The 24,574-nt window shown below is 68.2% G+C and carries 20 protein-coding genes and 1 pseudogene; 15 read left to right on the top strand and 6 right to left on the bottom strand.

What is annotated here, in order from left to right:
• Positions 1–428 precede the first annotated feature (428 nt).
• Entirely contained in the window at positions 429–749 is a 321-nt protein-coding gene (locus ACFYPS_RS30435) for a hypothetical protein (RefSeq protein WP_387328884.1), read from the top strand.
• Here ACFYPS_RS30435 and ACFYPS_RS30430 read toward each other — a convergent pair.
• Positions 730–1,146, bottom strand: a complete 417-nt coding sequence (locus tag ACFYPS_RS30430; protein WP_387328882.1) for a cupin domain-containing protein — start codon at positions 1,144–1,146, stop codon at positions 730–732. The genes ACFYPS_RS30435 and ACFYPS_RS30430 overlap by 20 nt on opposite strands.
• A gap of 191 nt (positions 1,147–1,337) precedes the next feature.
• Positions 1,338–3,026: an FAD-dependent tricarballylate dehydrogenase TcuA gene (tcuA, locus tag ACFYPS_RS30425; RefSeq protein WP_387328879.1), complete on the bottom strand. Its 1,689-nt coding sequence runs from the start codon at positions 3,024–3,026 to the stop codon at positions 1,338–1,340.
• Between the two features lie 155 nt (positions 3,027–3,181).
• Here tcuA (ACFYPS_RS30425) and ACFYPS_RS30420 point away from each other — a divergent pair, with 155 nt between their 5' ends.
• The 3 genes from ACFYPS_RS30420 to ACFYPS_RS30410 are packed head-to-tail and all read left to right on the top strand — an operon-like array spanning position 3,182 to position 6,461.
• Entirely contained in the window at positions 3,182–4,378 is a 1,197-nt protein-coding gene (locus tag ACFYPS_RS30420; RefSeq protein WP_387328876.1) for a CaiB/BaiF CoA transferase family protein, read from the top strand.
• On the top strand, positions 4,375–5,187 hold the full coding sequence (locus ACFYPS_RS30415; RefSeq protein ID WP_387328873.1) for a cyclase family protein: 813 nt from the start codon (positions 4,375–4,377) through the stop codon (positions 5,185–5,187). The genes ACFYPS_RS30420 and ACFYPS_RS30415 overlap by 4 nt, the downstream gene beginning before the upstream one ends.
• 53 nt (positions 5,188–5,240) lie before the next feature.
• The gene (locus tag ACFYPS_RS30410) at positions 5,241–6,461 is read left to right on the top strand and encodes an MFS transporter (protein WP_387328870.1); all 1,221 of its coding nucleotides are present in this window, start codon (positions 5,241–5,243) and stop codon (positions 6,459–6,461) included.
• 6 nt (positions 6,462–6,467) lie between these two features.
• Here the strand turns inward: ACFYPS_RS30410 and ACFYPS_RS30405 are convergent, their stop codons facing one another.
• Complete coding sequence (locus ACFYPS_RS30405; protein WP_387328867.1) at positions 6,468–7,859, bottom strand: MmgE/PrpD family protein; 1,392 nt, start codon at positions 7,857–7,859, stop codon at positions 6,468–6,470.
• Between the two features lie 383 nt (positions 7,860–8,242).
• Here ACFYPS_RS30405 and ACFYPS_RS30400 point away from each other — a divergent pair, with 383 nt between their 5' ends.
• The gene (locus tag ACFYPS_RS30400) at positions 8,243–9,124 is read left to right on the top strand and encodes an IS5 family transposase (RefSeq protein ID WP_387328864.1); all 882 of its coding nucleotides are present in this window, start codon (positions 8,243–8,245) and stop codon (positions 9,122–9,124) included.
• 210 nt (positions 9,125–9,334) lie between these two features.
• On the opposite strand, the gene ACFYPS_RS30395 is transcribed toward ACFYPS_RS30400, so the two are convergent.
• Entirely contained in the window at positions 9,335–10,162 is an 828-nt protein-coding gene (locus tag ACFYPS_RS30395; RefSeq protein ID WP_387328861.1) for an IclR family transcriptional regulator, read from the bottom strand.
• A 259-nt stretch (positions 10,163–10,421) separates the two neighbouring features.
• Between ACFYPS_RS30395 and ACFYPS_RS30390 the strand changes: the two genes are divergently transcribed.
• From ACFYPS_RS30390 to ACFYPS_RS30355, 8 genes are all read left to right on the top strand, one after another.
• Complete coding sequence (locus tag ACFYPS_RS30390; protein WP_387328858.1) at positions 10,422–11,540, top strand: Bug family tripartite tricarboxylate transporter substrate binding protein; 1,119 nt, start codon at positions 10,422–10,424, stop codon at positions 11,538–11,540.
• A 99-nt stretch (positions 11,541–11,639) separates the two neighbouring features.
• Positions 11,640–13,868, top strand: a complete 2,229-nt coding sequence (locus tag ACFYPS_RS30385) for a tripartite tricarboxylate transporter permease (protein ID WP_387328856.1) — start codon at positions 11,640–11,642, stop codon at positions 13,866–13,868.
• A 38-nt stretch (positions 13,869–13,906) separates the two neighbouring features.
• Complete coding sequence (gene tcuA, locus ACFYPS_RS30380; protein WP_387328853.1) at positions 13,907–15,418, top strand: FAD-dependent tricarballylate dehydrogenase TcuA; 1,512 nt, start codon at positions 13,907–13,909, stop codon at positions 15,416–15,418.
• Entirely contained in the window at positions 15,418–16,815 is a 1,398-nt protein-coding gene (locus tag ACFYPS_RS30375; RefSeq protein ID WP_387328851.1) for an MmgE/PrpD family protein, read from the top strand. The genes tcuA (ACFYPS_RS30380) and ACFYPS_RS30375 overlap by 1 nt, the downstream gene beginning before the upstream one ends.
• Positions 16,812–17,720, top strand: coding sequence for an HpcH/HpaI aldolase/citrate lyase family protein (locus tag ACFYPS_RS30370; RefSeq protein ID WP_387328848.1), 909 nt, complete (start codon positions 16,812–16,814; stop codon positions 17,718–17,720). The genes ACFYPS_RS30375 and ACFYPS_RS30370 overlap by 4 nt, the downstream gene beginning before the upstream one ends.
• Positions 17,713–19,143 carry an MmgE/PrpD family protein gene (locus tag ACFYPS_RS30365; protein WP_387328845.1) on the top strand — a complete coding sequence of 477 codons (1,431 nt, stop codon included), beginning with the start codon at positions 17,713–17,715 and terminating at the stop codon, positions 19,141–19,143. Before ACFYPS_RS30370 ends, ACFYPS_RS30365 begins: the two co-directional genes overlap by 8 nt.
• Positions 19,144–19,280: 137 nt before the next feature.
• Entirely contained in the window at positions 19,281–20,084 is an 804-nt protein-coding gene (locus ACFYPS_RS30360) for an electron transfer flavoprotein subunit beta/FixA family protein (RefSeq protein WP_387328842.1), read from the top strand.
• A gap of 22 nt (positions 20,085–20,106) precedes the next feature.
• On the top strand, positions 20,107–21,075 hold the full coding sequence (locus tag ACFYPS_RS30355) for an electron transfer flavoprotein subunit alpha/FixB family protein (protein WP_387328840.1): 969 nt from the start codon (positions 20,107–20,109) through the stop codon (positions 21,073–21,075).
• 19 nt (positions 21,076–21,094) lie between these two features.
• Here the strand turns inward: ACFYPS_RS30355 and ACFYPS_RS30350 are convergent, their stop codons facing one another.
• A complete protein-coding gene (locus ACFYPS_RS30350; RefSeq protein WP_387328838.1) occupies positions 21,095–21,946 on the bottom strand; it encodes an IS5 family transposase in 852 nt (283 codons plus the stop codon).
• A 382-nt stretch (positions 21,947–22,328) separates the two neighbouring features.
• Between ACFYPS_RS30350 and ACFYPS_RS30345 the strand changes: the two genes are divergently transcribed.
• Entirely contained in the window at positions 22,329–23,852 is a 1,524-nt protein-coding gene (locus tag ACFYPS_RS30345; RefSeq protein ID WP_387328835.1) for a transposase, read from the top strand.
• A gap of 34 nt (positions 23,853–23,886) precedes the next feature.
• Here ACFYPS_RS30345 and ACFYPS_RS30340 read toward each other — a convergent pair.
• A pseudogene (locus tag ACFYPS_RS30340) lies at positions 23,887–24,189 on the bottom strand (transposase); the annotation flags it as partial.
• Between the two features lie 53 nt (positions 24,190–24,242).
• Between ACFYPS_RS30340 and ACFYPS_RS30335 the strand changes: the two are divergent.
• Positions 24,243–24,560 (top strand): transposase, encoded by a 318-nt coding sequence (locus ACFYPS_RS30335; protein WP_387328832.1) that lies wholly within the window; start codon positions 24,243–24,245, stop codon positions 24,558–24,560.
• Positions 24,561–24,574 lie beyond the last annotated feature (14 nt).

Here is a 24,574-nt window from a genome sequence, read left to right as displayed (position 1 = left end):
CAGGGCATCCCGCATCGGCATCAATCAGGTGAACCTGGCCTCAGTAGTGACCATTCGACCGTGCAGCCGCCTCGCCGACCAGGCCCACGAAAGCAGCAATACATATTACGAGTGATCAAAACGCCCAGTCAGAGTCCCAAGATTCTTTCCAGTGGAAGTTTCAGCGGCGCCTTCGAGATTTCAGCCGGTCCGCCTGCTCGTTAACGCGCCGCCGGCGTTGCGGTTCGCCGGCCGCCCCCGGCGTCAGGAGCCCACCCCGGCCCCACCCTGCGGCCCCGTTGCCGAGCCCCGCCCCGGAACCAACCGACGGGGTTGGCCGGTGGTTCCTCGGCGGGCGGGGATCGGTCAGGCAACGTCGCGGAGCGGCTCGTCCAGGGGCCGTACCTTGGGGGCGCGGCGCGCCCACCAACCCGCCTGCGAAAGCGGCGATGAGCAAGCGGCGCAAGAAGAAGACCGCCCGGCGGGCGCCGGGGCACGACCAGTGCGCGCGGAAGGTGCGCGAGCGGCTCGCCGCACTCGGCGCCGAGGTCACCGTGTCCGAGCGCGCGCCGCTGGTGCCGAACGTTTGGCCTCGACACCACACCGAACTCGCCGAGGTGACGATCCGCAGCCACGGACGAAAACAGACAGAAGGAAGGCCGACCCGTCCTCAACCGTCCAGAGCGGTTCGGGGCCTCCTCGGCCGTTGGACGGTTGATCGACAGTTCTCTTGGAGGCCGTTTTCGTCGTTCAAGGTGAGTGGTGCCTGACGTCCCTGGTCAGGGGCGGCTGCTCTGAGATTGGCAAGAGCTCCACGAACACGCTGTTGCCACTTGTCCGCCCGTCAGCCGATGCGCCGAGGCGAAGCACGCGAGCCCCCCCTGCGCTGGTGACGGTGAACCCGTGTACCGCGGTACACGGAAACACCATCAGACTCCGCGGACCGACGTCGAAGTAGTTGTCACCGATCCGAGCTCTGACCGTCCCGTCCAGCACGAAGTAGGCATGGTCTGCGTCCAGACCTGTGTGGTGGTGCGGATCGATTCCCCCACCGAATTCGATCTCGTTGTAGGTGACGTGCAACCACTGTGAGAGTTCTGTCTGCGGTCGAATCAACTGATGTGCCGCGCAGCCAGGGTGTCCCTCCAGATTTCTGCGTGGCTCCACGTCCTCTACTCGGATGATGCCACCCGACGAATTTCGTTGATCTGAGTGCGTCACTGTCTCCTACCTTCCTCGCGGCCTGCGGGTCGGATGACCACCGATCGTGGTTCCGGCGGCGTCTCTCGCGTAGCCGGTCCCAGTGGGACCGCCGGATTGGGCTGGCGGCAATTCGAAGGCGACCACCTACACCGACGTCACTGCTTGGCAGCAGCGCGCTGAGCCGCATTGCGGCCGGCCGCGCGCCCGAAGACCGCACCCGAGACCAGTCCCGCACCCGAGGGGTAGTTGTAGAAGTAAAGGCCACCGACGATCTCGCCCGCTGCGTACAGCCCGGGCAGCGGCCGGCCCGCCGGATCAACGATCTCCGCGTCCGTCGAGATCCGCAAACCGCCGAAGCTGAACGTGATGCCGCAGGTGACGGCGTACGCCACGAATGGCGGCTTGTTGATCGGCAGCGCCCAGTTGGACTTCGGCGGAGTGATGCCGACAGTGGCCTTGCCGTCCTTCGTCGTCGGGTTGTACTCTCGGTCGTTTATGGAGGCGTTGAACTCCGTGACGGTCTTCTCGAGCCGGTCCGGGTCGACGCCCATCTTCTTGGCCAGATCGGGGATGGTGTCGGCGGTGAACTTCGTGGCGCGCTGGCGGTACTCCTCGCGAAGCCTGTCCATCACCTTGTCGTCGAAGATCTGGTAGGCGACCCGTCCCGGCTGCTTGAGGATCTCGCCGCCGTACTTGGCGTAGGTGTGAGTGTGGAAGTCGGCCCCCTCGTCAAGGAACCGCTCGGCGTTCGCGTTGACGACGATGCCGTGTGGGTAGGAGTGCTTCTGGAACGAGTCACCGACCTTGCGGTCGCCGGTGAGCGGGGCGTTGACGTCCCAGGCGACCGCGTGGCAGCCGCTCCAGTTCCCAGTCGAGGCGGCCCCCAGGTCGATTGCCATGCGCAGGCCGTCGCCGACGTTGAACTCGGTGCCTCGCACGCGGGCGAGTTCCCAATTGGGTCCGAGGTAGCGCGTACGCATCTCGGGGTTCGCCTCGAAGCCCCCAGAGGCGAGGACGACAGAGCGGGCCTTCACGCGCCGCTTGGTGCCGCCCTTGAGGTAGGCGACCTCGACGCCGTCGTCAGTCATGTCGAGACCGAGCGCGCGGGCGTCGTACCGGATGACAGCTCCGAGCGCGTCGGAGATACGGAAGAGCGAGTTGACCAGTTCGCGGCCGCCGCCCCACAGCTCGACCGGGTTGCCGTCGGACATGTAGATCTTGCCGTTGAGGCGCTGCCCGTGCCGGCCGGCGGCCAGACCGAACTTGAGCCCGTGGCCCGCCAGCCACAACAGCGTGTCGTAGCCGTTCTCGACCACGGTGTCGGTCAGCTCCGGGTCGGCAAGGTACTCGCTGAGTTCCGCGAGCTCGTCGAAGAGCTTCTCGGCCGGCTGCGGCGTGATGACGAACTGCTCGGCCTCGTCGTCGGTGAGGTCCGGGATGAGCTGACGGATGTCATCGAGATCATTGAACGCGAAGCGCAGGGCACCGCCGGTGAAGAAGCTGTTACCGCCCCGGGAATCGGGGCCTGCCGCCTCCAGGACAAGCACCGACGCCCCCTCCTCGCGCGCGCTGATCGCAGCGCAGAGCGCCGCGTTGCCTGCGCCGACCACGACGACGTCGTACTGCTCGTCCTCGGTCGTGGCCCCCGCCACCGTGTCGGTCGAACCCACTGCGTTCACTGGTCTCCCACCTCTGTCTCCCGTGTCTCCCACACCGGCGCTCGAACGCTGGGAGAGCCCGCTGGCTGTCACAACGAACGGGGCTCTCGAAGGCGTCGAGCAGCACCTGACGGGCCCTCCGCCTGAAGCCTGTTCCGTTCCTGTCAAAGGAACGCCGAGAGACATTGAACCACACTCGCATCGTCGACTCGTCAGGCCCCTGTTCTGGCGTTCGGCAGCAACTTCCAGCATACTTGCGACTGCGATGCGCCAGCTGGGCCTGATCCTGTGGGCTGCTTTCGCGTCCTGAGTGTTTCTCTCACCGGAACGGAGTGGTAGTAGTGCAGGGTGACGGGCCGCTGGCCGGACTCCGGGTGCTGGACGTCTCCACCATCCTGGCGGGCCCGCTCTGCTGCCAGATCCTGGGCGACTTCGGTGCCGACGTCGTGAAGGTCGAGCACCCGAGGGCGGGGGACGGGCTGCGCGGCCACGGTCCCAGCAAGGACGGTGCCCCGCTGTGGTGGAAGGAGGTCGCGCGCAACAAGCGGACGATCGCCGTCGACCTCAAGTCGCCCGGCGGGGCGGGGGTGATTCGGCGCCTGGTTGCGGAAGCCGACGTGATGGTCGAGAACTTCCGGCCGGGCACCCTCGAGAAGTGGGGCCTTGGCCCGGACGATCTCCACGCCGTCAACCCGGGACTGGTCGTGGTTCGGGTGAGCGGGTTCGGGCAGGCGGGCCCCTACGCGCGCCGCGCGGGCTTCGGCACGCTGGCGGAGGCGATGAGCGGGTTCGCCAACCTGACCGGCGAGGCGGATGGCCCGCCGACGCTGCCGGCCTTCGGACTCGCCGACAGCATCTGCGGCATCGCCGCGTCCTCGGCGGTGATGATGGCGCTGCGCCATCGCGACGCGACCGGCGAGGGTCAGGTGATCGACATCAACATCCTCGAGCCGATCATGACGGCCGTCGGTCCGAGCCCGGCCGTCTATCAGCAGCTCGGTGTGATCGAGGAGCGCCACGGCAACCGGTCGACGAACAACGCGCCGAGAAACACCTACCGGACGGCAGACGGCAAGTGGGTGGCGGTCTCCACGAGTGCGCAGTCGATCGCCGAGCGGGTCGTACAGCTGTGCGGGCATCCGGAGGTGATCGACGAACCGTGGTTCGCGACCGGCCGTGGACGTGCCGAGCACGTGGAGCTGCTCGACGGCATCGTTGCAGGCTGGATCGGCGCGCGCACACGCACCGAGGTGCTCGAGGAATTCGAGCGGGTGGGCGCGGCGGTCGCGCCCGTCTACGACGCCCGTGACCTCACCGAGGACCCGCACGTGCGGGAGACACAGATGCTCGTCGAGGTTTCGGATCCCGAGCTGGGACCCCTGCTCCAGCACAACGTGCTGTGGCGGATGGACCGCTCGCCGGGCCGGATCCGGCACACCGGTCGTGGGCACGCCGCGGACACCGGCGACGTGCTCGAGGAGCTGGGCTACAGCCCGGACGAGATCGTCGCATTGAGAGAGGCAGGAGACATCAAGTGAGCGATCGGCTGCTTGACGCGGTCCGGACGGGCGTGAAGGTCATCGATCTGGGGCGACAGCTGCAGGTGGGCATGCCGCAGTCACCGAACCACCCGGCGTTCTGGCACAGCCATCCCCGCCGGCACGGCGACATGGTGCGTTTGGACGGGGGCAGTGCCGCCAACGACATGATCTCCACCGGGATCCATGTGGGCACGCACATCGACGCCCTCGCCCATGTCTCCCATGATGGGAAGCTTCACGGTGGCCTGCCGGTCACCGAGGCGCTCGTCAACGGCAAGTACGACAAGCTGGGCGCTCACACGATCGAGCCGATGATCTGCCGCGGTCTCCTGCTCGACATCCCGCGTTATCTCGGGGTCGCCGGGTGCGAACCGGGCTACGAGATCACGGTCACCGACCTTGAGGGCGCGTGCGCCGCTCAAGGGGTGGACCCCGGCCCGGGTGACGTGGTGCTGATCCGCAGTGGCTGGGGGCAGAAGTTCGCCGAGGGCACGCCGTACGTCGGCGGGCCCACCGGCGTGCCAGGAGTGAGCGAGGCCGGTGCGCAGTGGCTGGCCTCGCGGAGCATCCGCGCGGCGGGGGCCGACACCATCGCGTTCGAACGGCTGGCGCCCGGCGTCGGCCACGCGGTGCTCCCCGCGCACCGGGTGCTGCTCGTCGAGGCGGGCATCTACATCATCGAGGCACTGGACCTAGAGGGTCTCTCCGCCCACGGCTGGTCGGAGTTCACCTTCGTGCTTGTACCGCTGAACATCTACGGAGCGACCGGCTCACCCGTCCGTCCGCTCGCCGTCGCATCGTTGTGACCCGGCCGCGTGCGGAGCGCGCACACAGCCGATCCGTCCGGCGGACGTGAACGATGAGTGAGGTCTCATCGGGCATGCGGGCACTGGTTCCCACCCTTTTCGTGCCGACGCTCGTGTACGAGATCGGCAACGGTGCGATCCTCCCCGTCATCGTCCTGACCGCGGTCGATCTCGGTGGGTCGGTGGGCCAGTCGGCTTTCATGGTCGCGCTCATCGGGATCGGGCGCATGCTCGGCGACGTGCCGGCGTCGGCGCTGGCCGACCGGATCGGTGACCGGCGAGCGATGCTCGTGGCCTCGGTCCTCTACGCGGCGGCACTGACGACCTGTCTGATCGCCCAGTCACTGTTCGTGCTGGGAATCGGGCTGACGCTGGTCGGGGTGTCCACCGCCACGATCTACCTGGCGCGCGCGTCGTACATCATCGAGGTCACCCCCATCCAGTACCGCGCCCGGGTGATCTCGACAGCGGCCGGCTCACAGCGAACCGGCGGCTTCATCGGGCCGTTCGTCGGGGCGGGTGCCATCGCCGTCGCCGGCGGCGACCTCCACGGCGCCTACCTCACCGGTATCGCCGCCGCCGTGGCCGTCGCGCTGCTCATCCTGTTCGTCCCCGACGTGCCGGCGGAGCACACCACGAAGGTCCAGGTCCGCGGCCGCCACTCGGTCGTCACGGTCGCGCGTCGCCACGGTCGGCTCTACCTGACTCTCGGCATCGCGATCCTCGCCGTCGGAGCGGTCCGTGCGGCCCGGCAGGGAGTCATCCCTGTGTGGGCGGCACACCTCGGCGTGAACGCCACCACGACCAGCCTCCTCGCGGGCCTCGCGAGCGCCTTCGACATGGCCTTGTTCTACCCGGCTGGCAAGATCATGGACCTCTACGGCCGCCTCGCCGTCGCGGTGCCCTCGGCGGTCCTGCTCGGCGGCTCCATCCTGCTGATGCCCTTCACGACAGGAGCGGTCGGGTTGGCCATCCTCGCGGTCACGCTCGGCCTCGGGAACGGCATCAGCTCGGGGGTGATGATGACGCTGGGCGCCGACGCCGCGCCGGGGGAGGGGCGGGCGCAGTTCCTCGGCGTCTGGAGGCTCATCAGCGACATCGGCCAGGCGGCCGGTCCGTCCGCGCTTTCGCTGCTGGCGCTCGCGCTGACCCTGCCGGCGGCGTACTTCGCGCTGGGTGGCGTGGGGTTCTTCGCGGCCGCGATGCTGGCGGTCTGGGCTCCGAAGTACAGCCCGTACGCCCTCAGAGGGGCCCGCACCCCGCCGCGGCGATAGCGGGGCTCAGCCGGCGGGCCTGAGCTGCGGGTCGAGGTTCCACATGTCCTCGACGACCCCGCGAACCGAACGGAACCGCTCGATGCCGCGGAGGTCGGTCAACAGTCGGGCGGTGCGCTCCGCGCCGAGTGAGGGGGAGGCGCACTGAGTGAACTTGAGGTCAAGGTCGGCGTCGGAAGCAGGGTTCTGCGGCGCGCCGATCGGAGCGGCCACGTACGACGTGAACTCGCGGCCGCCGCGCACGCGCACGGTCACCCGGGCCGCCCGGGATCCCGTGGACGGACCTGCGCCCGCTGGCATCTCGGTCGGGCGGAGCTCGACCTTCTTCATCAGATCCCGACGCAGCGGCTCGCGGATGGCCTGCGGTGAGAAGTCCTCGAGTGTCAGCGCACCTGTCGCGGCCGCCGTCGCCTGGCAGTACTGCATGCTGAACTTGCCCTGCAGGGGCTCGTCGACCTCGGGGCGGTCAGTGTGCGGCAGGCGTTGGGGATCCACCTCGGTGATGATCGCCTCGATGTCGTGTGGGTCGATGCCGTTGCCCCTCACCGCGTCGAGGGTCGCGAAGACGGGGGAATGGATGCTCCCACAGCATGGGAGGAACTTCAGCCGCACACCTTGACGCACGAACTCCGAGCGCTCGCCGATGTCCCCGAAGGCTTCGGGGAGCGTGTTCTCGGGCGCGAACAGCGTGACGAACCCGCCGTACTGCGGCTCGAACATCGCCCTGTTGCCGGTGCCGCCGGCCGAAGCGAGGAGGACCATGTCCACTCCCGTCCGTGCCGCGACCCCCACCTGCAGGCACTTGCCGGTCGAGCCCATGGTCGCTTTCATGCCGCTCGCGTTCGTCGCGGCGAGGCCGAGTGCGTTGGCCGTCTGCGCCGGGTCGAGACGGGCGAGCCGCGCGGCCGTAGCCGCGGCACCGACCGCGCCCAGGACTGCCGTCGGGTGCCAGCCCGAGTTGTAGAACCGCGGGTTCATGCCGAGCCCGAGCCGGGCGCCCACCTCCGCGCCGACGGCGATGGCGTCGAGGACCTCGGCACCTGACGACTGGCAGTGGTGGCCCATGGCAAGTGCCGCCGAGACGAGGACGGAGGCGGAGTGACCCATCTCCGGCAGGATGTCGTCGTAGTCGAGCAGGTGGATCGCCGCGCCGTAGGCGAGCGCCGCAGCGCCCGGGCTGACCCGGTGGCCGAGGGGAGCCGGCACGTCTGCGGTCCCGAGTTCGGCGACGAACGCGTCGATGGCTGCGAACTCTGCGTCGCGGATGCCGGCGAGCGCGACGCCGACGGCATCGACGAGCAGTCGCTGCGCGGACTCCACCGATGCGGGGTCGATCTCCCGGGGAGGCGCGCCGCAGATGAACTGCGCGATGCGGTCGCTGACGTCGCTCGTGCCCACTCGCCACTCCAGATAGTCCGTTCAGCGGAACAGGTTGTGGCACCGAGTTAACAGGAGAATTCGGGTGCCGTCAATCACATGGCCTGCGAAAGCGCACCATGAGCCGGCAGTCACCGGCGGAGGGCGCAGGCAACGCCTCGGGGTACACCTTCACCATCGATCCGCCCAGAGGAACGCGCGGGTGAGGCACGCCGGATCAGGCCGTCCGTCGGACGTCCGACGGGCGTCGGCGCGACCGGGGCCGCGGCGTGGTTCTTCCGCGGAGCGAGGTCGGCCGCGTCGACGTCGACCGTGTTCAGGGTCGCGAGGACCTGGCCTGGTCCACGCTCAGTTGGCCGTCCTCGACGGCGAGCCCGATCTGAGAGCGTGTTTGAGATGGTCTGATGTGGACGGCGTGGCGGCATGACATCGACGCTCGGGTCGGGCAGGGTGGCGCGGTGTCTGCTCGTCGTGGTTACCCCTCGGACCTGACCGACGCCCAGTGGGCTTTGATCGAGCCTCTGCTCCCAGAGCCGAACACGGACGGCCGGAGGGAGAAGCACCCTCGGCGGGAGATCGTCAACGCGATCTTGTACGTCGTCCGGTCGGGGTGCCCATGGCGGTATTTGCCTGCGGATCTGCCGCCGTGGCAGACGGTGTACTGGTACTTCAACCGGTGGGAAGATGCCGGTGTTACCGAGAAACTCCTGGCCGCGTTGCGGATCAAGGCCCGGGTACAGCAGGGCCGTGACCCCGAACCGTCGGCGGGGATCATCGACTCGCAGTCGGTGAAGGGCGCCGACACCGTCGGCCGGGACAGCCGCGGCTACGACGCCGGGAAGAAGATCAACGGACGGAAGCGGTTCATCGTCACCGACACCGCCGGCCTGCTGCTCACCGTGACAGTGTTGGCCGCGAGTTGGCAGGACCGCGACGGCGCCAAGACCGCCCTGCTCAGCGCCTACATGGCCACCCCGATCCGGCACGTCTTCGCCGACCAGGGCTTCGCCGGACGGCTCGTCGACTGGGCCCGCGACATCCTCCGCACGACGCTGGAGATCGTCCGCAAGCCCGCCGACCAGCGCGGGTTCAGCGTGATCTCCCGCCGTTGGGTCGTGGAACGAACCCTGGCCTGGCTCACCGCCTGCCGACGCCTGGCCCGTGACTACGAACGCCACCCCGAGGTCTCCGAAGCCATCATCCGCTGGGCCGCCATCACCGGCATGACCCGCCGGATCACCCGCGGTCATCCGGCCCGCCGTCAAGCCCGCCGCACCTTCACCTAGACCTGATCAACGCCCTCTCAAACACGCTCTGAGCGGCCCGTTCGGCGGCGGCGATGGCGTTCTGGATGCGCGCAAGGGCGGTCGTCAATGCGTCTCCTCCGATTGGTCCTTGTGAGGTGACGCCGCCCATGCCCGAATGCCGTATGAGCCCGCACATATCAACTGTCGCGGTGGTCACTGTGACGGCAGGACGCCACGCGCCGCCGTGGCTCAGAACTTCGCCAGCATCAGCCCCGTCAGCTCCCGCGCGGCGGCGAGGACGTGCGGCGTGTGAGCGGCGATCTGCTGTTCGGTGAACCGGAACATCGGTCCCGACGCGCTCACGGACCCCACGGGATTTCGCTGCGCGTCGAAGAATGGCGCCGCGATGGACGACGTCCCGGTGCCTCGCTCGTTCGTGGATACGGCGTAGCCCTGCTCCCGCACCTCGGCGAGGCGAGCCACGAAGTCGTCGGGATCGACCTCGGGCTTGGCGATCCGCAGCTGACGCACCGTCTCGTCGATGTAGGACTGCGGGAGGAAGGCCAGGATCGCCCGGCTGGAGGCACCGCTGTGGAGCGGGTAGTGCGGACCGATCTCGACGGTCATCTTCACCTCCTGCGGGCTCTCCAGCTGGTCGAGGTAGATGCGGTGGTGGCCGACGAGCACGGACACCGTCGTGGTCTCGCGAGTCGCGTCGCGGAGCCGATGCAGCACCGGCGAGGCCAGGGTGCGCACATCGAGCTGGCTCCAGGCGCGGATGCTGAGGCTGATCGCGGCCGGCCCGAGCGTGTAGGCGGTTCCACCGGGGAGCGCGCGCAGCAGCGACCGCGAGGTCAGCGACTGGAGGATCCGATGCACGACCGCCTTGCTCAGGGACAGCTCACGGGCCACTCGCGAGACGCCGACCGGCTTCTCGGAGCGCGCGAACAACAGGAGGACGTCGGCGACTCGATCGGCTGACTCGGTACCGCGTGCGCTTGCAGGAACGGAAGGAGCGCTCCTGGCGCCGGGCGCCTCGCCAAGCGTTTCGCTAGAAGGAACAGTTTTTTGCGGCAACCGTCTCTCAACCCCTAGGCAGTGGCGCTCTGAAGTGCCATACTCCGGTTTCGGAGCCGCTGGTCAGGTCAGACCGATCCGCTAAGCGGAACGGCCGGAGACCAGGGCCGTTTCTCTACAAGAAACAATAGCCTCCCGTGCCATTGGGGGGTGCATGCCAACCGAACGCCGGACGGGGGACGCGTGGACCGGTCGGGAGCCACGAGGACCGACGGGCCGACGACCCGAGCAACCGTTCCGAAGGAGAGAGGTCGATAACGTGCGACAGTCACGCGTACAACGCCGCTCGCGGGCCCAGAAGGCAGGCATCGCCGCCCTCGTCGCGACGGCACTGCTCACGGTCGCTGCCTGCGGCTCGGGGAGCGGCGGGGCGGCCGAGGAGTTCCCGAGCCGCATCACCTTCGTTGTGCCGTTTGAGGCCGGCGGCGGCACCGACACCTGGGCGCGCATCCTTGCGCCGAAGCTCGAGAAGGTTCTGCCCGGCAGCCCGAGCATCCGGGTGGAGAACCTGCCCTCCGGTAAGGGAATCCCCGCCAACAACGAGTTCTACAACAGAGCTAAGGACGATGGCTCCCGCATCTTGGTGGGCACGAGTTCGTCCTACAACCCCTATCTCCTTCACCAAAAGGGTGTCGAGTACGACTTCGCCAAGTTGCGTCCCGTGGTCGCCATGGGCACCGGCAGCGTGATCTATGCGAGCAAGGCGAGCGGGATCAAGTCGATCCAGGACATGATCGGCCGATCGACTCCGGCGAAGTACGGCGCGATCAACCAGACTGGAGCCGACCTCGGTGCGCTCGTCGCGTTCGAGATGCTTGGCATCCACGTCGACGCCACGTTCGGATTTGAGGGCCGTGGTCCGATTAGCCTTGCATTCCAGCGGGGCGAACTGGACGTCGACCGCCAGACCACGTCCGCATACATCTCCACCGTGCAGCCACTCGTGGACAAGGGTGAGGTCGTCCCGCTCGCGACCTATGGCGTCATTGACGAAAAGGGTGAAATCGTCCGCGACCCAAACTTCCCGGACCTTCCGACGGTCGCGGAGGTGTACGAGCAGATCAAGGGTTCGGCACCCTCCGGCCCTGCCTGGGACGCGTACAAGGTATTCGCCGTCGCTGGCTACACGTATCAAAAGACTCTCTGGGCGACACCGGGCACTCCGGACTCCATCCTGGACGCCTATACCGACGCGGTGAAGCAGCTTCAGAACGACGAGGAGTTCATGAAAAAGCTCCACGAGGAAGCCGGCGACTACCCGCTGGTCGCCGGCGACACGAATCGAGACGTCATCCAACGATCCTTCACCGTGACGGATGAGGCCGGCAAGTTCGTCTCGAATCTGCTCGCAGAGAAGTACGACACGCAGCTGGACTGATCGGATCCACACCCAAGGCTTGTGCCGGGCTTCGTCCCATGCCCGGCACAAGCTGGTTCCGCCCCGAGACACGCCCTCGCGACAAACGGAAGAACATTCATGCTGGACGCAGCCCTCACAGCGCTCGGCAGTTTCGCCACGATCACCACCATCGTGTACCTGATGTTGGGGGTCGTGGCCGGACTGGTGGTCGGCTTGATACCCGGCCTAGGTGGCACCGCCGCCGTCGCGCTACTCATCCCTTACGTCTTCGTGCTCGACCTGCCCCCCGAGCACGGCCTGCCCCTGCTGATCGGCGCCGTGGCGTCGGTGCATCACTCCGATGCCATCGCATCCATCCTGCTCGGCATCCCGGGCTCGGCGGCGTCGGCCGTGCTAATGATCGACGGACACGAAATGACAAAGCGGGGTAAAGCGTCACAAGCGCTCACGCTCGCATTCCTGTCCTCTATGGCCGGTGGCCTCCTTGGCGCGCTCGGCTTGACGCTGTCCATCCCGATCGCCAGACCGCTCATCCTGAGCTTCAGCTCCCCCGAGATTTTTATGCTGTGCGTGCTCGGCGTCAGCCTCGCCGCGCTGATCTCCAAGGGCAACATGCTCAAGGGCCTGCTCGCGGCCTGTCTCGGCCTCCTGGTCGGGTTCATTGGGTCTGCGCCGGCCGAGCCGGTCTATCGGTACACGTTCGGACAGCTCTTCCTCATCGACGGCGTCGACCTGTCCGTCATCGCGCTCGGCATCTTCGGCCTCGCCGAGATCGCGGCGCTGGTCACAAGGGATGCCCCGATCGCCGAGACGCACAGGCTCACCGGCAGCCGCCGGGCCGGAGTCGGGGACTTCTTCCACCACTGGTCCCACGTGCTCCGCGGTGCCCTGGTTGGCATCTGGGCGGGCGTTCTCCCCGGCGTGGGCGCTACCGCCGGCTCATTCCTCGCCTACGGGCAGGCCCGTGCGACAGCGCGGGATAAGTCGAAGTTCGGCAAGGGCGACCCTCGTGGCGTCATCGCTCCCGAGAGCGCGGCGAACTCCGTGGAGTCCGGTGACATGATCCCCACGCTGCTGTTCGGCATCCCCGGTGGTACCCCGTCAGCACTGCTGCTCGGTGCCCTGCTCTTCTATGGGATCCAGCCGGGTCCCGCGATGGTCGAGGAGCACCTCGACAGTGTGTACGTCATCGTCTGGTCCTTCGCCATCGCCAGCGTCATCGCCTCGCTACTCTGCTTCCCCCTTGCGGGCGCGCTCTCTCGCTTGACGACGGTTCCGCTCGTCCGGCTCGCTCCGGCGCTTCTCGTGGTGATCTTCCTCGGCGCGTTCCAGACTGCCCTGGATCCGCATCACCTGGCCCTTGTCCTGATCTTCGGCGTGCTCGGCTTCGTCATGAAGGAGCTGGACTTCCCCCGCGCCCCCATGCTGATCGGCCTGGTCCTCAGCATTCCGCTCGAGCGCTACTACTTCCTGACGAGAAACCTCTACTCGACATCGGAGTGGATTCAGCGGCCGCTGGTGCTAGTCATGCTGGCCGTGCTGGCCTACCCAATCATCCTCGGCTTGGTCCGCTGGATCCGCAAGCAGCGGAAGAACGGTCAGCGGGGTCGCGGCGGCGACGATCTTCCCGAGGCCACCGCAGTGGCGATGAAGGAGGCGCCGGACGCCGGCGACATGCTCAGGGGCCCGGGCTGGGCCCTTGGGTTCGCGATCTTCGCGTTTGTGGTCGTCACAGGGGCGTTCATCATGTCCTTTGGCTTCACCCCTGCAGCGGCGCTCGCTCCCCGGCTTGTGAGCGCGATCGGCATCGTCTGTGCAGTTCCAATTCTCATTGCCGCCATCAGGGAGTACCGCAGAGCCGCACATCACAGACTAGATCCCGCACAGCCAGCGCCTGGCGCTCCCGCACCCCGCGTGATCCCCGCGCAGATGTCCGCGCCTGTCGCGGCCCCTGTCACCGCCCCGCAGGCCCCGGCAGCGCCGCGTGCGCAGCCGTCGACGGACGCCTCCACTCCGGACGGACCGGGTGCGGCCCCGCAGCCGACGGGCGACGCCCCGTCGACCGCCGAGCGGGCGACTCCGGACAGCAACTCGTACCTCCTCCAGACCCTTCAGGTCTTCATCTGGATGGCCGTCTTCGTGGCACTGGTCTGGATGCTCGGCCTGTTCGTCGCCGTCCTAGTCATGATCCCCGTCTTCGGGCGTCACTTCGCCCACATGCGCTGGCGGACGGTCGCGCTCTACACGGCCGGCGTGTTCGTCGCCCTCAACCTCGTGGGATGGAGCGGAGACATCGTCATTCCGGAAGGCGTCCTGGGCGGGATCCCGCAGCTCATCCAAAAGTGAACGGACGCGGGTCCTGCGGCCCGCGGAAAGGTTCAACATTGTCCAGTAACGCCCATCAGGTCATCGTCGTCGGTGCTGGGAACGCCGCGCTCGTCGCGGCACTCGCAGCCCACGACCTCGGAGCCAATGTGATCGTCCTCGAGTCGGCGAACTACGAGGAGCGCGGGGGCAACAGCCGCTTTGCGGGCGCGACCTTCCGGTTTGTTCACAACGGGATGGACGAGATCGACGCGATCCTCGCCGAGTCGTCGAAGGAACTTGTGCCGATTTCCTCGGTCCAGCCGTACACGAAGAAGGACTACCTCGGTGACCTCCTTGAGGTCTCGGGTGGGCGCGCCTCACCCGACCTCATCGAGGTTCTGGTGGACGAGTCCTACGACACCATGACGTGGATGCGTGACCAAGGCGTCCACTGGGAGCTCGCCACCCGCAAGTTCGTCAAGCAGTCGACCGTCTCGGAGAGCAACCCGTATGTCCTTCCTCCGGGTGGGGCGGTCCGCACCGTCCACGAGGGCAAGGGCCTCGTCGACGACCTGTTCCGCACGGTGGAGGCAAGGGGCCTCGAGGTCTGGTACGACGCGCCAGCCCACGCCCTCATCACCGAGGGCTCGAGCGTGCGTGGTGTGGTGGTCAGGCGTCGCGACGAGTTTGTCGAGCTCCACGGGCAGGTGATCCTCGCCTCCGGCGGCTTCGAGGCCAACCCCGAGATGCGGCTGCGCTACCTCGGTACCGGCTGGGACCTGGTGAAGGTGCGCGGCACCCGCTTCAACAAGGGCACCATGCTCGAGGCCGCACTTCGCGCCGGCGCGCAGGCGGCGGGCCACTGGGGCGGATGTCACGCCACTCCCGTGGCCGCCGACGCGCCCGACGTGGGGGACCTCGCCATCACCGATGCGACCGGACGCCACTCCTACCCGTACGGCCTCTTGATCAACAAGGACGGCCGCCGGTTCGTCGACGAGGGAGAGGCGTACTACCTCTACACCTACGCCAAGACCGGCGCCGCGATCCGCGCCCAACGCCAGGCGTGGGCGGTCCAGATCTTCGACCAGAAGACCCTGCAACACCTGCAGCCCCGGTACAGCACCCAGGTCCCGGTCGTGGCCGACACCGTCGAGGAGCTGGCGGCGAAGCTGGGGATCGATCCGGTCGCAATGTGCGCCACGGTGGACGACTTCAACGCCGGCGTGCCGGCCGATGCGAGCAGATTCGATCCCAACATCGAGGACGGACTGGCGACGACGACCGGCGTGACGCCCCCCAAGAGCAATTGGGCGCTCGCCCTGGACGCCCCGCCATTCGTCGCTTACCCGGTCACGACCGGCATCACGTTCACCTACGGAGGGATCTTGACGGACACCGAAGCGCGCGTGCTCGACAACGAGGGCCGGCCGATGCCGGGCCTGTACGCCACAGGCGAGATCACCGGTGGCTTCTTCTACCACAACTATCCGGGCGGTGCCGGCCTCATGCGAGGCGCCGTATACGGGCGTCGCGCCGCTGCGTCCGCCGTCGCGGCGCTGGACGCGACGCAGGCGGTAGGTGCCTGATGAACCAGAGGATCGGAGCTCCCACCCTGACCCAGCGGCTGGTCGGACACCTGCGTGCGCTGACCTACGACACCATCCCGGAGGAGGCGAAGCAGACGGCACGCGCGGTCTTCGCCGACGGCATCGGCGTCGCTCTCGCCGGACTGCGAGAGCCGCTCGGCGTGGGGGATGTCGCGCTGCGCTACGTGCGTGAGATCGGTGGCGCGGAGCAGGCGACGGTGATCGGCGCCGGCATGAGGACCTCGATGACCGACGCCGCGTTCGTGAACGGCACCCTCATGCACGCGCTCGACTTCGACAACACGTGGTATCCGATGAACCACCCCACGTCGCCGACGCTGCCGGCCATCCTGGCGCTCGCCGAGCATTACGGCTTCAACGGCCAGGACTGCCTGACGGCGCTCGTCGCCGCCTTCGAAGTCCAGGGCCGGCTCCGTATGGCGAGCCTCGGGCTGAAGACCGGTCACGGTTTCCACAAGCCCGGCACGACCGGGCTCATGGGCGCCGTCGCCGCGGGCGTCAAGCTCCTCGGGCTCGACGACGACCAGGCTCTGATGGCCTTCGGTACGGCCGGTTCACGGGTCGGCAGCTTCAGCGTCAACACGGGCACCATGACCAAGTCGAGCCACTCCGGCCACGCCGCGCGCAACGGCGTCGAGTGCGCGCTGCTGGCGCAGATGGGGTGGACCGCTGCCAGGGACATCTTCGGGCCCGAGGGCTACTTCGACACGCTGATGCCCAACGACCAGACCCCCGAGCTGCTGGTCGAGGGCTTCGCCGACCCGCTGCGCATGGTGGAGCCGGGCGTCGGCTTCAAGCGCTTCCCCAGCAACTACTTCACCCATCGGCCGATCACCGCCGCCCTGAGGCTGCGCGAGCGGCTGCTGCAGCGCCCCGACTTCCAGATCAGCCAGATCGCGGAGGTCGTAGTGCACTTCCCTGAGCTCGACTACGTCGACCGCCCCCAGCCGGACACCGGACTGGACGGCAAGTTCTCGGTCCAGTACACAACCACGCTCGGGCTGCTCGACGGACAGGTGGGCATCGACTCGTTCACCAACGACCGCCGCTTTGCCGCCGACGTCGTCGACCTGCTGCCCCGCGTTCGCATCGAGTACGAGCCGGAGATCTCCAAGGAGTTCCTCTACCTGCACGTCGTCGTCGACGTGCGGCTCACCGACGGGACCGTCCTCAGCGAGCGGGTGGACAAGCTGAGCGGCATGCCGGGCGTGCCGCTCACTGAGTCGGAGCGCCGCGACAAGTTCGACATGTGCGTGACGCCCGCACTCGGCGACGCCGCCTCGGCCAAGCTCTTCGAGCTTGCCTCGCACGTTGACGAGCTGGAGGACATGCGGGAGCTGATGGAAATCGCGGCCGGGACTGCGAGGCAGGCGTGAGCGTGCTCGAGCACGACACCGACCGTCGTCCGCTCGCTCACCAGAGCTACCTGTTCGCTCCTGGATCGAGAGAGCGCGTCATGATCAAGGCCCTCGCGGCCGGTGCCGACGCCGTCGTCCTCGACCTCGAGGACTCCGTGCCGGCCACCGAGAAGGACGCGGCCCGCAGCGCCGTCTCGCGGGTCGTCGCAGAGCACCGGCCCAAGGGGACGCCCGTACACGTCCGGGTCAACCGGGAGGGCGACGGCTACTGCACCGCTGACCTCGACGCTGTGGTGAGGCCGGGGCTGGAGGCGCTGCGGCTGCCCAAGGCGGAGTCGGCCGACGCCATCGCGGCCGCGTCCGAGCTGGTGGGGAGGCTCGAGCGGGACCGCGGCCTCGCCGCGGGCTCGGTCCGGTTCTACCCGACGATCGAGTCGGCCTTCGGCCTCGTGAACGCGGGCACCATCGCTCGCGCCTCCGCGCGGACAGAGGCGCTCGTCTTCGGCGAGGCCGACTTCGCGGCCGACATCGGTCTGCCCGAGGTGACCTCGTTCATGCCGACCCTGATGGCCCGGTCGACCCTGGTGATCGAAAGCAGGGCCGCCGGGATCGGACGACCGGTCGACGGGGCGTTCACGCGTCTCGACGACCTGGCCGGCCTGCGAGAGCACACGGAACAGGTCAAGAAGCTCGGCTTCGGGGGCAAGTCGGCGATCCACCCCTCACAGCTGCCGATCATCCACACAGCGTTCCAGCCGACCCCGGCCGAACTGGAGGAGGCCGAGGCCATCCTGGCGGCCTCCCGGGACGGAGGGGGAGTGGGCGTCGTCGAGGGCCGTTTCGTCGACCCCGCGATCGTCGCGTACGCCGCCCGCATCGTCGAACTTGCCAACCGATCTATGAGGGAGAACCGAAGTGAGTGACACGTCGACCCAGAGCGCACCCGTGCTCGCACAGCTGGCCCAGTTCGTCGCGGACGCCCGCGACGAGGGCGTGCCGGAGGAAGTCGATGTGAGTGTTCGTCGGCGGATCCTCGACACTCTGGGTGTCAGCATTGCCGCGCAGCGGCTCGACACAAGCAAAGCGGTCCTGGACTACACGGTGAAGGTGGGCGGGGCCGCGGGCGCGACGGTCATCGGTCGGTCGCAGAAGGTGCCGGCCTCGCAGGCCGCCTTCGCCAACGGCGTCCTCGCGCATTCACTCGACTACGACGACACCCACCTGCCGTCGGTCCTCCACCCGAGCGCGAGCGTCGTTCCCGCGGCGCTCGCGGTCGCCGAGTCAGTCGGAGCCTCGGACGAGGCGGTCGTCGCGGCGGTGGCGGCGGGCCTCGAGGTCGCCGTCCGCTTGGGCATGGGCGGCTACGACCGGGCGGGCAAGAGCTCGATCTTCTTCGAGTACGGCCAGCACGCGACGTCGATCTGCGGGTGCGTCGGCGCCGCCGCGGCCGCTGGCTCCTTGCTGGGTCTGGACGCCAGCGGCATCGGCCACGCGATGAGCATCTCGGCTAGCTTCGCCAGCGGCATCCTGGAGGGCAATCGGACCGGTGGCACCGTCAAGCGGACCCATTGCGGTTGGGCCGCGCACGGCGGCGTCGTCGCGGCCGAGCTCGCCTCCGCCGGGCTGACCGGCCCCCCGACGGTCTTCGAAGGGAAGTTCGGGTTCTTCGAGGCGTTCCTCAAGGGGCGGTTCGACATCGACGAGGTGCTCGTCGGGCTGGGGCAGAACTGGGAGGTCCCGAGCATCTTCTTCAAGCCTTACCCCGCCAACCACTTCACCCACGCGGGCGTCGACGCCGCGATCCGCCTCCGCGAGGCTGGCCTGAAGCCGGAGGACGTCGAGTCCATCGTGCTCGGGACGGCCAGTCACTGCGCCCGCACGATCGGGGAGCCCATCGACGTCAAACGGAAGCCCCTCACCGGCTACCAGGGCCAGTTCAGCGGCCCATACACCGTGGCCGCGGCCCTCTTCGGCGGGCACGGTCTCGGTCTGTCGCTCGAGGACTTCAGCGACGAGCTGGTCCAGGACGATGCGCGCCGCGAGCTGATGGCACGCATCACCGTGGTGGGCGACCCGCTGTGCGACAGCATCTTTCCGATGCAGTTCCCGGCCACCCTCGTCGTGACGACCAAGTCGGGCGAGACTCTTCGCGAGGAGGTCCTGACCACCCGTGGAGGCCCCGCGCGGCCGCTGTCGAACGACGAGCTCAAGCGGAAGTTCGCCGACAACGTGCGTGGCCTAGTTCGCGACGGAGCGGCCGAGGAACTCGCCCTGCTGCCAGACAAGAAGGGCCTGCTGGGCGACGTCTCGGGGCTGCTCGCCCTGACTGTGTCCCCGGCAACCTGACCGGAGCCGTGGTCGATGGCGATCTAGCTCGCCTGTGGTCCACGAGCACAACCACCACCGGCCCCGCCCAGTGCTCGCCAAGGCCGCATCCATCGTCAGGCGGACAACCCTGGCTGGGCACTACAACGAGGAGCGCCATGAATATTCTTGTCTGTGTTAAGTACGTCCCGGACGCGACGGCCGACCGGAGGTTCGAGGAGGACAACACCGTCGACCGGGTCGGGGTCGACGGGCTCCTCTCGGAGCTCGACGAGTACGCGGTCGAGCAGGCGCTCCAGATCAAGGAGAAGGCCGAGAACCCCGAGGACGTGACCGTGACTGCGGTGACGATCGGCCCGGAGAAGGCGGTAGACGCGGTCCGCAAGGCCCTGCAGATGGGCGCTGACCAGGGTGTCCACGTGCTCGACGAGGCGATCGCCGGTTCGGACGCGGTGGCCACCTCGCTGGTGCTTGCGAAGGCCGTGGAGAGGGCCGGCGCGGAGCAGAAGGTCGACCTGGTGGTGTGCGGCATGGCCTCCACCGACGGCGCGATGAGCGTGGTGCCGGCGATGCTGGCCGAGCGGCTCGGGCTGCCGCAGGTCACCTTCGCCTCGGTCGTCGAGACGCAGGGTGACCAGGTCCAGATCAAGCGGGACAGCGACACCGCGACCGAGGTCATCCGTGGCACGATGCCGCTGGTCCTCTCGGTCACCGACCGGTCCGGCGAGGCGCGCTACCCGTCGTTCAAGGGCGTCATGGCCGCCAAGAAGAAGCCGCTGGACACCTGGTCGCTCGGCGACCTCGGCGTGGACGCCGGCCAGGTAGGACTGGCGGCCGCGTGGACCGCGGTCGAGGAGACCGCCGCCCGCCCGCCGCGCACCGCCGGCGAGATCGTCAAGGACGAGGACGGCTCGGGCGCCAAGGCGCTGGCCGACTTCCTTGCGTCGAAGAAGTTCATCTGAGGAGCGAGGGGTAGTCACGCTGATGTCCGAAGTTCTGGTTCTCATCGACCATCTCGACGGTGCGGTCCGCAAGCCGACCTACGAGCTGCTCGCCATCGCTCGCCGCCTCGGCGAGCCGTCCGCGGTCTTCATCGGCCCGGCCGACCAGGCCGGCGCCGCCACCGAGGCGGTCAAGAAGTACGGCGCCGAGAAGGTGTACGCCGTCGACGACGCCCCGCTCAAGGGCTACCTCGTGGCACCCAAGGCCGAGGTGCTCCAGCAGCTCGCCGAGAAGACCTCGCCCGCTGCGGTGCTGATCTCCTCCTCCTACGAGGGCAAGGAGATCGCCGGCCGGCTCGCGATCAAGCTCCAGTCCGGCCTTATCACCGACGCCGTCGACGTGCAGGCGGGTGACGGCGGGGCACCGGTGACCACCCAGTCGGTCTTCGCCGGCAACTATACGGTGACCTCGAAGGTCACCCAGGGCACGCCGATCATCACGGTCAAGCCGAACGCCGCCTCGCTGGAGGAGGCCGCCGGCGCGGGTGCCGTCGAGGAGTTCGGCGCGACGATCTCCGACGGCGCGAAGACGGCACAGATCGCGGCCAGCCAGCCGCGTCAGGCGACCGGTCGCCCCGAGCTCACCGAGGCCGCGATCGTGGTGTCCGGCGGTCGCGGCACCGGAGGCAACTTCGAGCCGATCGAGAACCTCGCCGACGCCCTCGGCGCGGCGGTCGGCGCCTCGCGCGCCGCGGTCGACTCCGGCTGGATGCCGCACAGCTTCCAGGTGGGCCAGACCGGCAAGACCGTCTCGCCGCAGCTCTACGTCGCCAACGGCATCTCCGGTGCGATCCAGCACCGCGCCGGCATGCAGACCTCGAAGACGATCGTGGCCGTCAACAAGGACGAGGAGGCCCCGATCTTCGAGCTGGTCGACTTCGGCATCGTCGGCGACCTGCACACCGTGCTCCCGGCGCTGACCGAGGAGATCCACGCGCGACGGGAGCCCTAAGAGCGACCGGCAGTAGGTGCTACTTGAGGCGTCGGGTGGTGGGGCGGGTGTCCCACCGGTAGAGGGTTCGGGCGCGGCGGATGAGTTGACGTACGGTGACGAGGGCGGCGGCCAGGTACAGGTAGAAGTCCACGATCTTGGCGTCGCGGTCGGTGCAGCGGCGGATCTTGCCGTAGCCGTTCATCCACGAGTTCGTGCGCTCCACCACCCAACGTTTGCCGACCTGGATCGGGGCGGGCACGCCCTTGCGGGCGATCTCGCCGTGCAGTTCCAGCTCGTCGAGCAGTTCGCGGGTCGGGTTGTTGTCGTAGGCGCGGTGCAGGTGCATCGTCGCGCCTTCGGGCATGGGCCCGACCTGCGCGGCTGCGGCTTTGACGGTGGGGCGCAGCAGTGGGCTGTCGTGCCGGTTGGCCGGCGCGGACACCACACCCAGGGGTATGCCATCGCCCTCGACCTGCGTGGAGCGCTTGAAGCCGCCTTTGCCTCGGTCGACCGGGGATCGGCCGGCCCGTTCGCCGCCGCAGGGCGCCTTGGTGATCGCGCCGTCCACGGCCTGGTCCTGCAACGACAGACCGATTATCTGGTCGTAGGCGGCCAGGGCCAGGGCGTGGACCTTCTCGCCGATCCCGGCCGCTGCCCAGTCCTTGACCCGGCGGCGGATGGTGCGGTCCGAGCATCCGAGGTTGGCGATTCGTTCGTAGCCTGAGCCGTGGACCAGGGCGTCGAGGACGTGCTCGAACACGACGCGGTCGGGGATACGGCGGCGGTGGCAGCCCAGCGGATGGGCCGGGTCAAACTCCGGCCGCTGTGGAAGTAGCGCGGCGAACTCGACCCAGACGGGGTTCAACAGCGATGATGGCAGGGCAGGCACGGGACTCCTGTCGATCACTGAGCGTAGAGAACTCCATGATCGATGGATCCCGTGACTGTTTGCTACCCCCGGCCAGTTGTCTGTCGAATCGGTGCCTACTGCCGGTCGCTCTAACTTGATCTTTAACCTGTTCGACGTGGACGGGGATTCGGGGTCTTCGTCTTCTTGGTGTCCGGTTTGTTGGATTTCTTCGTGGTCGCGATGTGGACGTCGTGACGTGGGGTGGGCTGGGTGTTGCGGCGGCCGGGTGGCCGTCCAGGTCCTGGCCGGGAGGGTTTCGGTGCGCTGGCGGGGCAGGTGGGAGGCTGTCGCACAGCTTTCGATCTTCAGCTGTCAAGAGTTCTTGCTGGTGGCCGTCCATATTGGATGATTATGTCGTGCTGTGGGATACAACTTCATCTCCTGCAGCCCGGACGACTCCGCGCCGATCAGGCATGACGTGCGTGGGTGGCTGCCGCCGCAGCATCTGTGCTGGCAGGTCCTGAAGGTCGTCGGTGAGCTCGACCTGTCCGGGTTCGTGCGGGGCTATCGTGCTGATGGCCAGGGCGCGGCGGCGTATCCGCCGCAGGTGCTGCTGAGCTTGGTGCTGTACTGCTACTGCAAGGGCGTGCGCTCGACGCGCAAGATCGAGGCCGCTTGCCTCGATGATGTGGGCTGCCGGGTCATCACAGGCAACCAACAGGTTGATCATGCCACCGTCGCGCGGTTCCTGCGTCGTCACCGCGAGGTCCTGAAGGCGCTGTTCGTGCAGGTCCTGGCGCTGTGCGTCCGGCGCGGGCTGGTGGACCTGTCCGCGGTGGCGGTGGACGGCTCACCGATGCACGCGGCCGCCGCACGCTCAGCCAACCGCAGCCTGGACGCCTTGGAGACCGTCATCGCCGGCGGCGAGGCGCGACTGGACCGGCTGGCGGAGGACACGGACGAAGCGGTTGCCGACGAGCGCCGTCGGCTCACGGCCGCAGGTAGCTGTCTGCGGCGGCTGTCGCAGCTCAGCGATCGGGTGGCACGGGCCCGGGTGGCCCGGGACAAGCTGTTCGAGCGTTCGCTGCCCTCGGCGGGCGAGATCCGGATCAAGGTGGAGGCCGCGCAGCGGATGGTGACCAAAGCCCAGGCGCGCCTGGCCGAGGTCACGGCCGGCCAGCAGCAGCGGCTGGCCGACTACGCCCACCGGACCCTGCAGGATCAGGCCGTGGGCCGGCGGCGCGCTATCGGGCGCCCGCCGGCCAGTATCGAGGCCAAGACCAAGGTCGTTGCTCAGCAGGCCCGCCTCGCCCGGGCGCAGGCCGCGTTGCACCGTGCGCGCTACCCGCGACCGATCCCGTCCGCGGCGGCCAGGGCCTCGCTCACCGATCCGGCGTCGCGGCTCATGCTCGGCAAGCACGGCGGATACATGCAGGGCTATAAGGTCCAGATCGCCTGCGCACGCAACCAGGTACTCCTCGCGATCGAGCTGCAGGACAACCCTGCCGACACCACCGCACTCGTCCCGGTCATCAGACGTGTTCAACACAACTGCGCAGCCGCTGGGCTGACCGGCGACGTCGCGGCGTGGCTGGCCGACAGCGGCTATGCCAGCACCGCGAACTTCGCAGCCCTGGCCGATCTCCCGCTACTGGTGTCGATCACCAAGGAGTACAAGCAGACCCACGCGACGCCACCCGGGCACAACGTCCCCGCCGGCCACCGCGAAATGGCCGCCCGACTGGCATCCGCCGAAGGCAGGCAGCTCTACGCCCGCCGCGGCGCCATCGTCGAACCAGGCTTCGCCCAGCTGTTCCAGCGGTTCGGACGCCGCGTGCACCAACAACGCGGCACCGCCGCCGTCGACACCGAGATCAAACTCCTCGGCGCGGTGCACAACCTGAACAAGATCTTCCGCCACGATGCCAGGCAGACGACCTCTTGACAGTCGAAGATCGAGAGCTGTGCGACAGCCTCGTGGATTTCGCGCGGAGGTGTCGAAACCCTCGGCGGACGCGGGCGGGTGACAGGCGCTGCGGTGGTGCTGGTTTTTCCCAGGGGCGGCGCAGGTCGGCGGCCGCGGCGCGGGCCAAGCGGAGTTGGGGGTAGGCGGCGAGGCTCAACCAGGTCCAGAGGTCGGCTACCTGTGGGGTGCGGATTTTCGGGCAGGTCCAGCCGAGAGTCTGCTTGAACAGGCGAAATGTGTGCTCGATGTCTAAGCGGCGCAGGAAGGCCTGCCAGAGCCGGTCGACGTCAGCGGTGGTGGGGTCGACGCCGGACCACTGTCCCGCACCGGGTTTGATGGAGACATCGAAACCTGGGAGGAACACCAGCGATGCCCGCACCGAAGAAGTACCCCGACGAGCTGCGTGAGCGTGCGACCCGGTTGGCGGTCGAGGCCCGCCGGGATCCGGCGTCGGCGGTCGGAGCGATCCGGCGGATCGCCGGTCAGCTCGGGATTCATCCGGAGGCGTTGCGTACGTGGGTGAAGAAGGCCGAGACCGACGCCGGTGACCAGCCGGGCACCACCAGCAGCGACGCCGAACGCCTCGCCGCGTTGGAACGGGAGAATCGTGAGCTGCGGCGGGCCAACCAGATCCTGAAGTCCGCGGCGAGTTTCTTCGCGGCGGAGCTGGACCGTCCGTCGCGATGAAGGTCGACTTCGTC

Source organism: Micromonospora sp. NPDC005087 (assembly GCF_042872965.1).
Taxonomy (GTDB): Bacteria; Actinomycetota; Actinomycetes; order Mycobacteriales; family Micromonosporaceae; genus Micromonospora.
This window is presented reverse-complemented; position numbering and strand designations above follow the sequence as displayed.

What these genes read in the sequence shown, in the direction of transcription:
- ACFYPS_RS30435 (WP_387328884.1), top strand. Translation starts at nt 429, where the DNA reads ATGAGCAAGCGGCGCAAGAAGAAGACCGCCCGGCGGGCGCCGGGGCAC.
- ACFYPS_RS30355 (WP_387328840.1), top strand. Translation starts at nt 20,107, where the DNA reads ATGTCCGAAGTTCTGGTTCTCATCGACCATCTCGACGGTGCGGTCCGC.
- ACFYPS_RS30385 (WP_387328856.1), top strand. Translation starts at nt 11,640, where the DNA reads ATGCTGGACGCAGCCCTCACAGCGCTCGGCAGTTTCGCCACGATCACC.
- tcuA (WP_387328879.1), bottom strand. Translation starts at nt 3,026, where the DNA reads ATGTCTCTCGGCGTTCCTTTGACAGGAACGGAACAGGCTTCAGGCGGA.
- ACFYPS_RS30360 (WP_387328842.1), top strand. Translation starts at nt 19,281, where the DNA reads ATGAATATTCTTGTCTGTGTTAAGTACGTCCCGGACGCGACGGCCGAC.
- ACFYPS_RS30410 (WP_387328870.1), top strand. Translation starts at nt 5,241, where the DNA reads ATGAGTGAGGTCTCATCGGGCATGCGGGCACTGGTTCCCACCCTTTTC.
- ACFYPS_RS30335 (WP_387328832.1), top strand. Translation starts at nt 24,243, where the DNA reads ATGCCCGCACCGAAGAAGTACCCCGACGAGCTGCGTGAGCGTGCGACC.
- ACFYPS_RS30375 (WP_387328851.1), top strand. Translation starts at nt 15,418, where the DNA reads ATGAACCAGAGGATCGGAGCTCCCACCCTGACCCAGCGGCTGGTCGGA.
- ACFYPS_RS30400 (WP_387328864.1), top strand. Translation starts at nt 8,243, where the DNA reads ATGTGGACGGCGTGGCGGCATGACATCGACGCTCGGGTCGGGCAGGGT.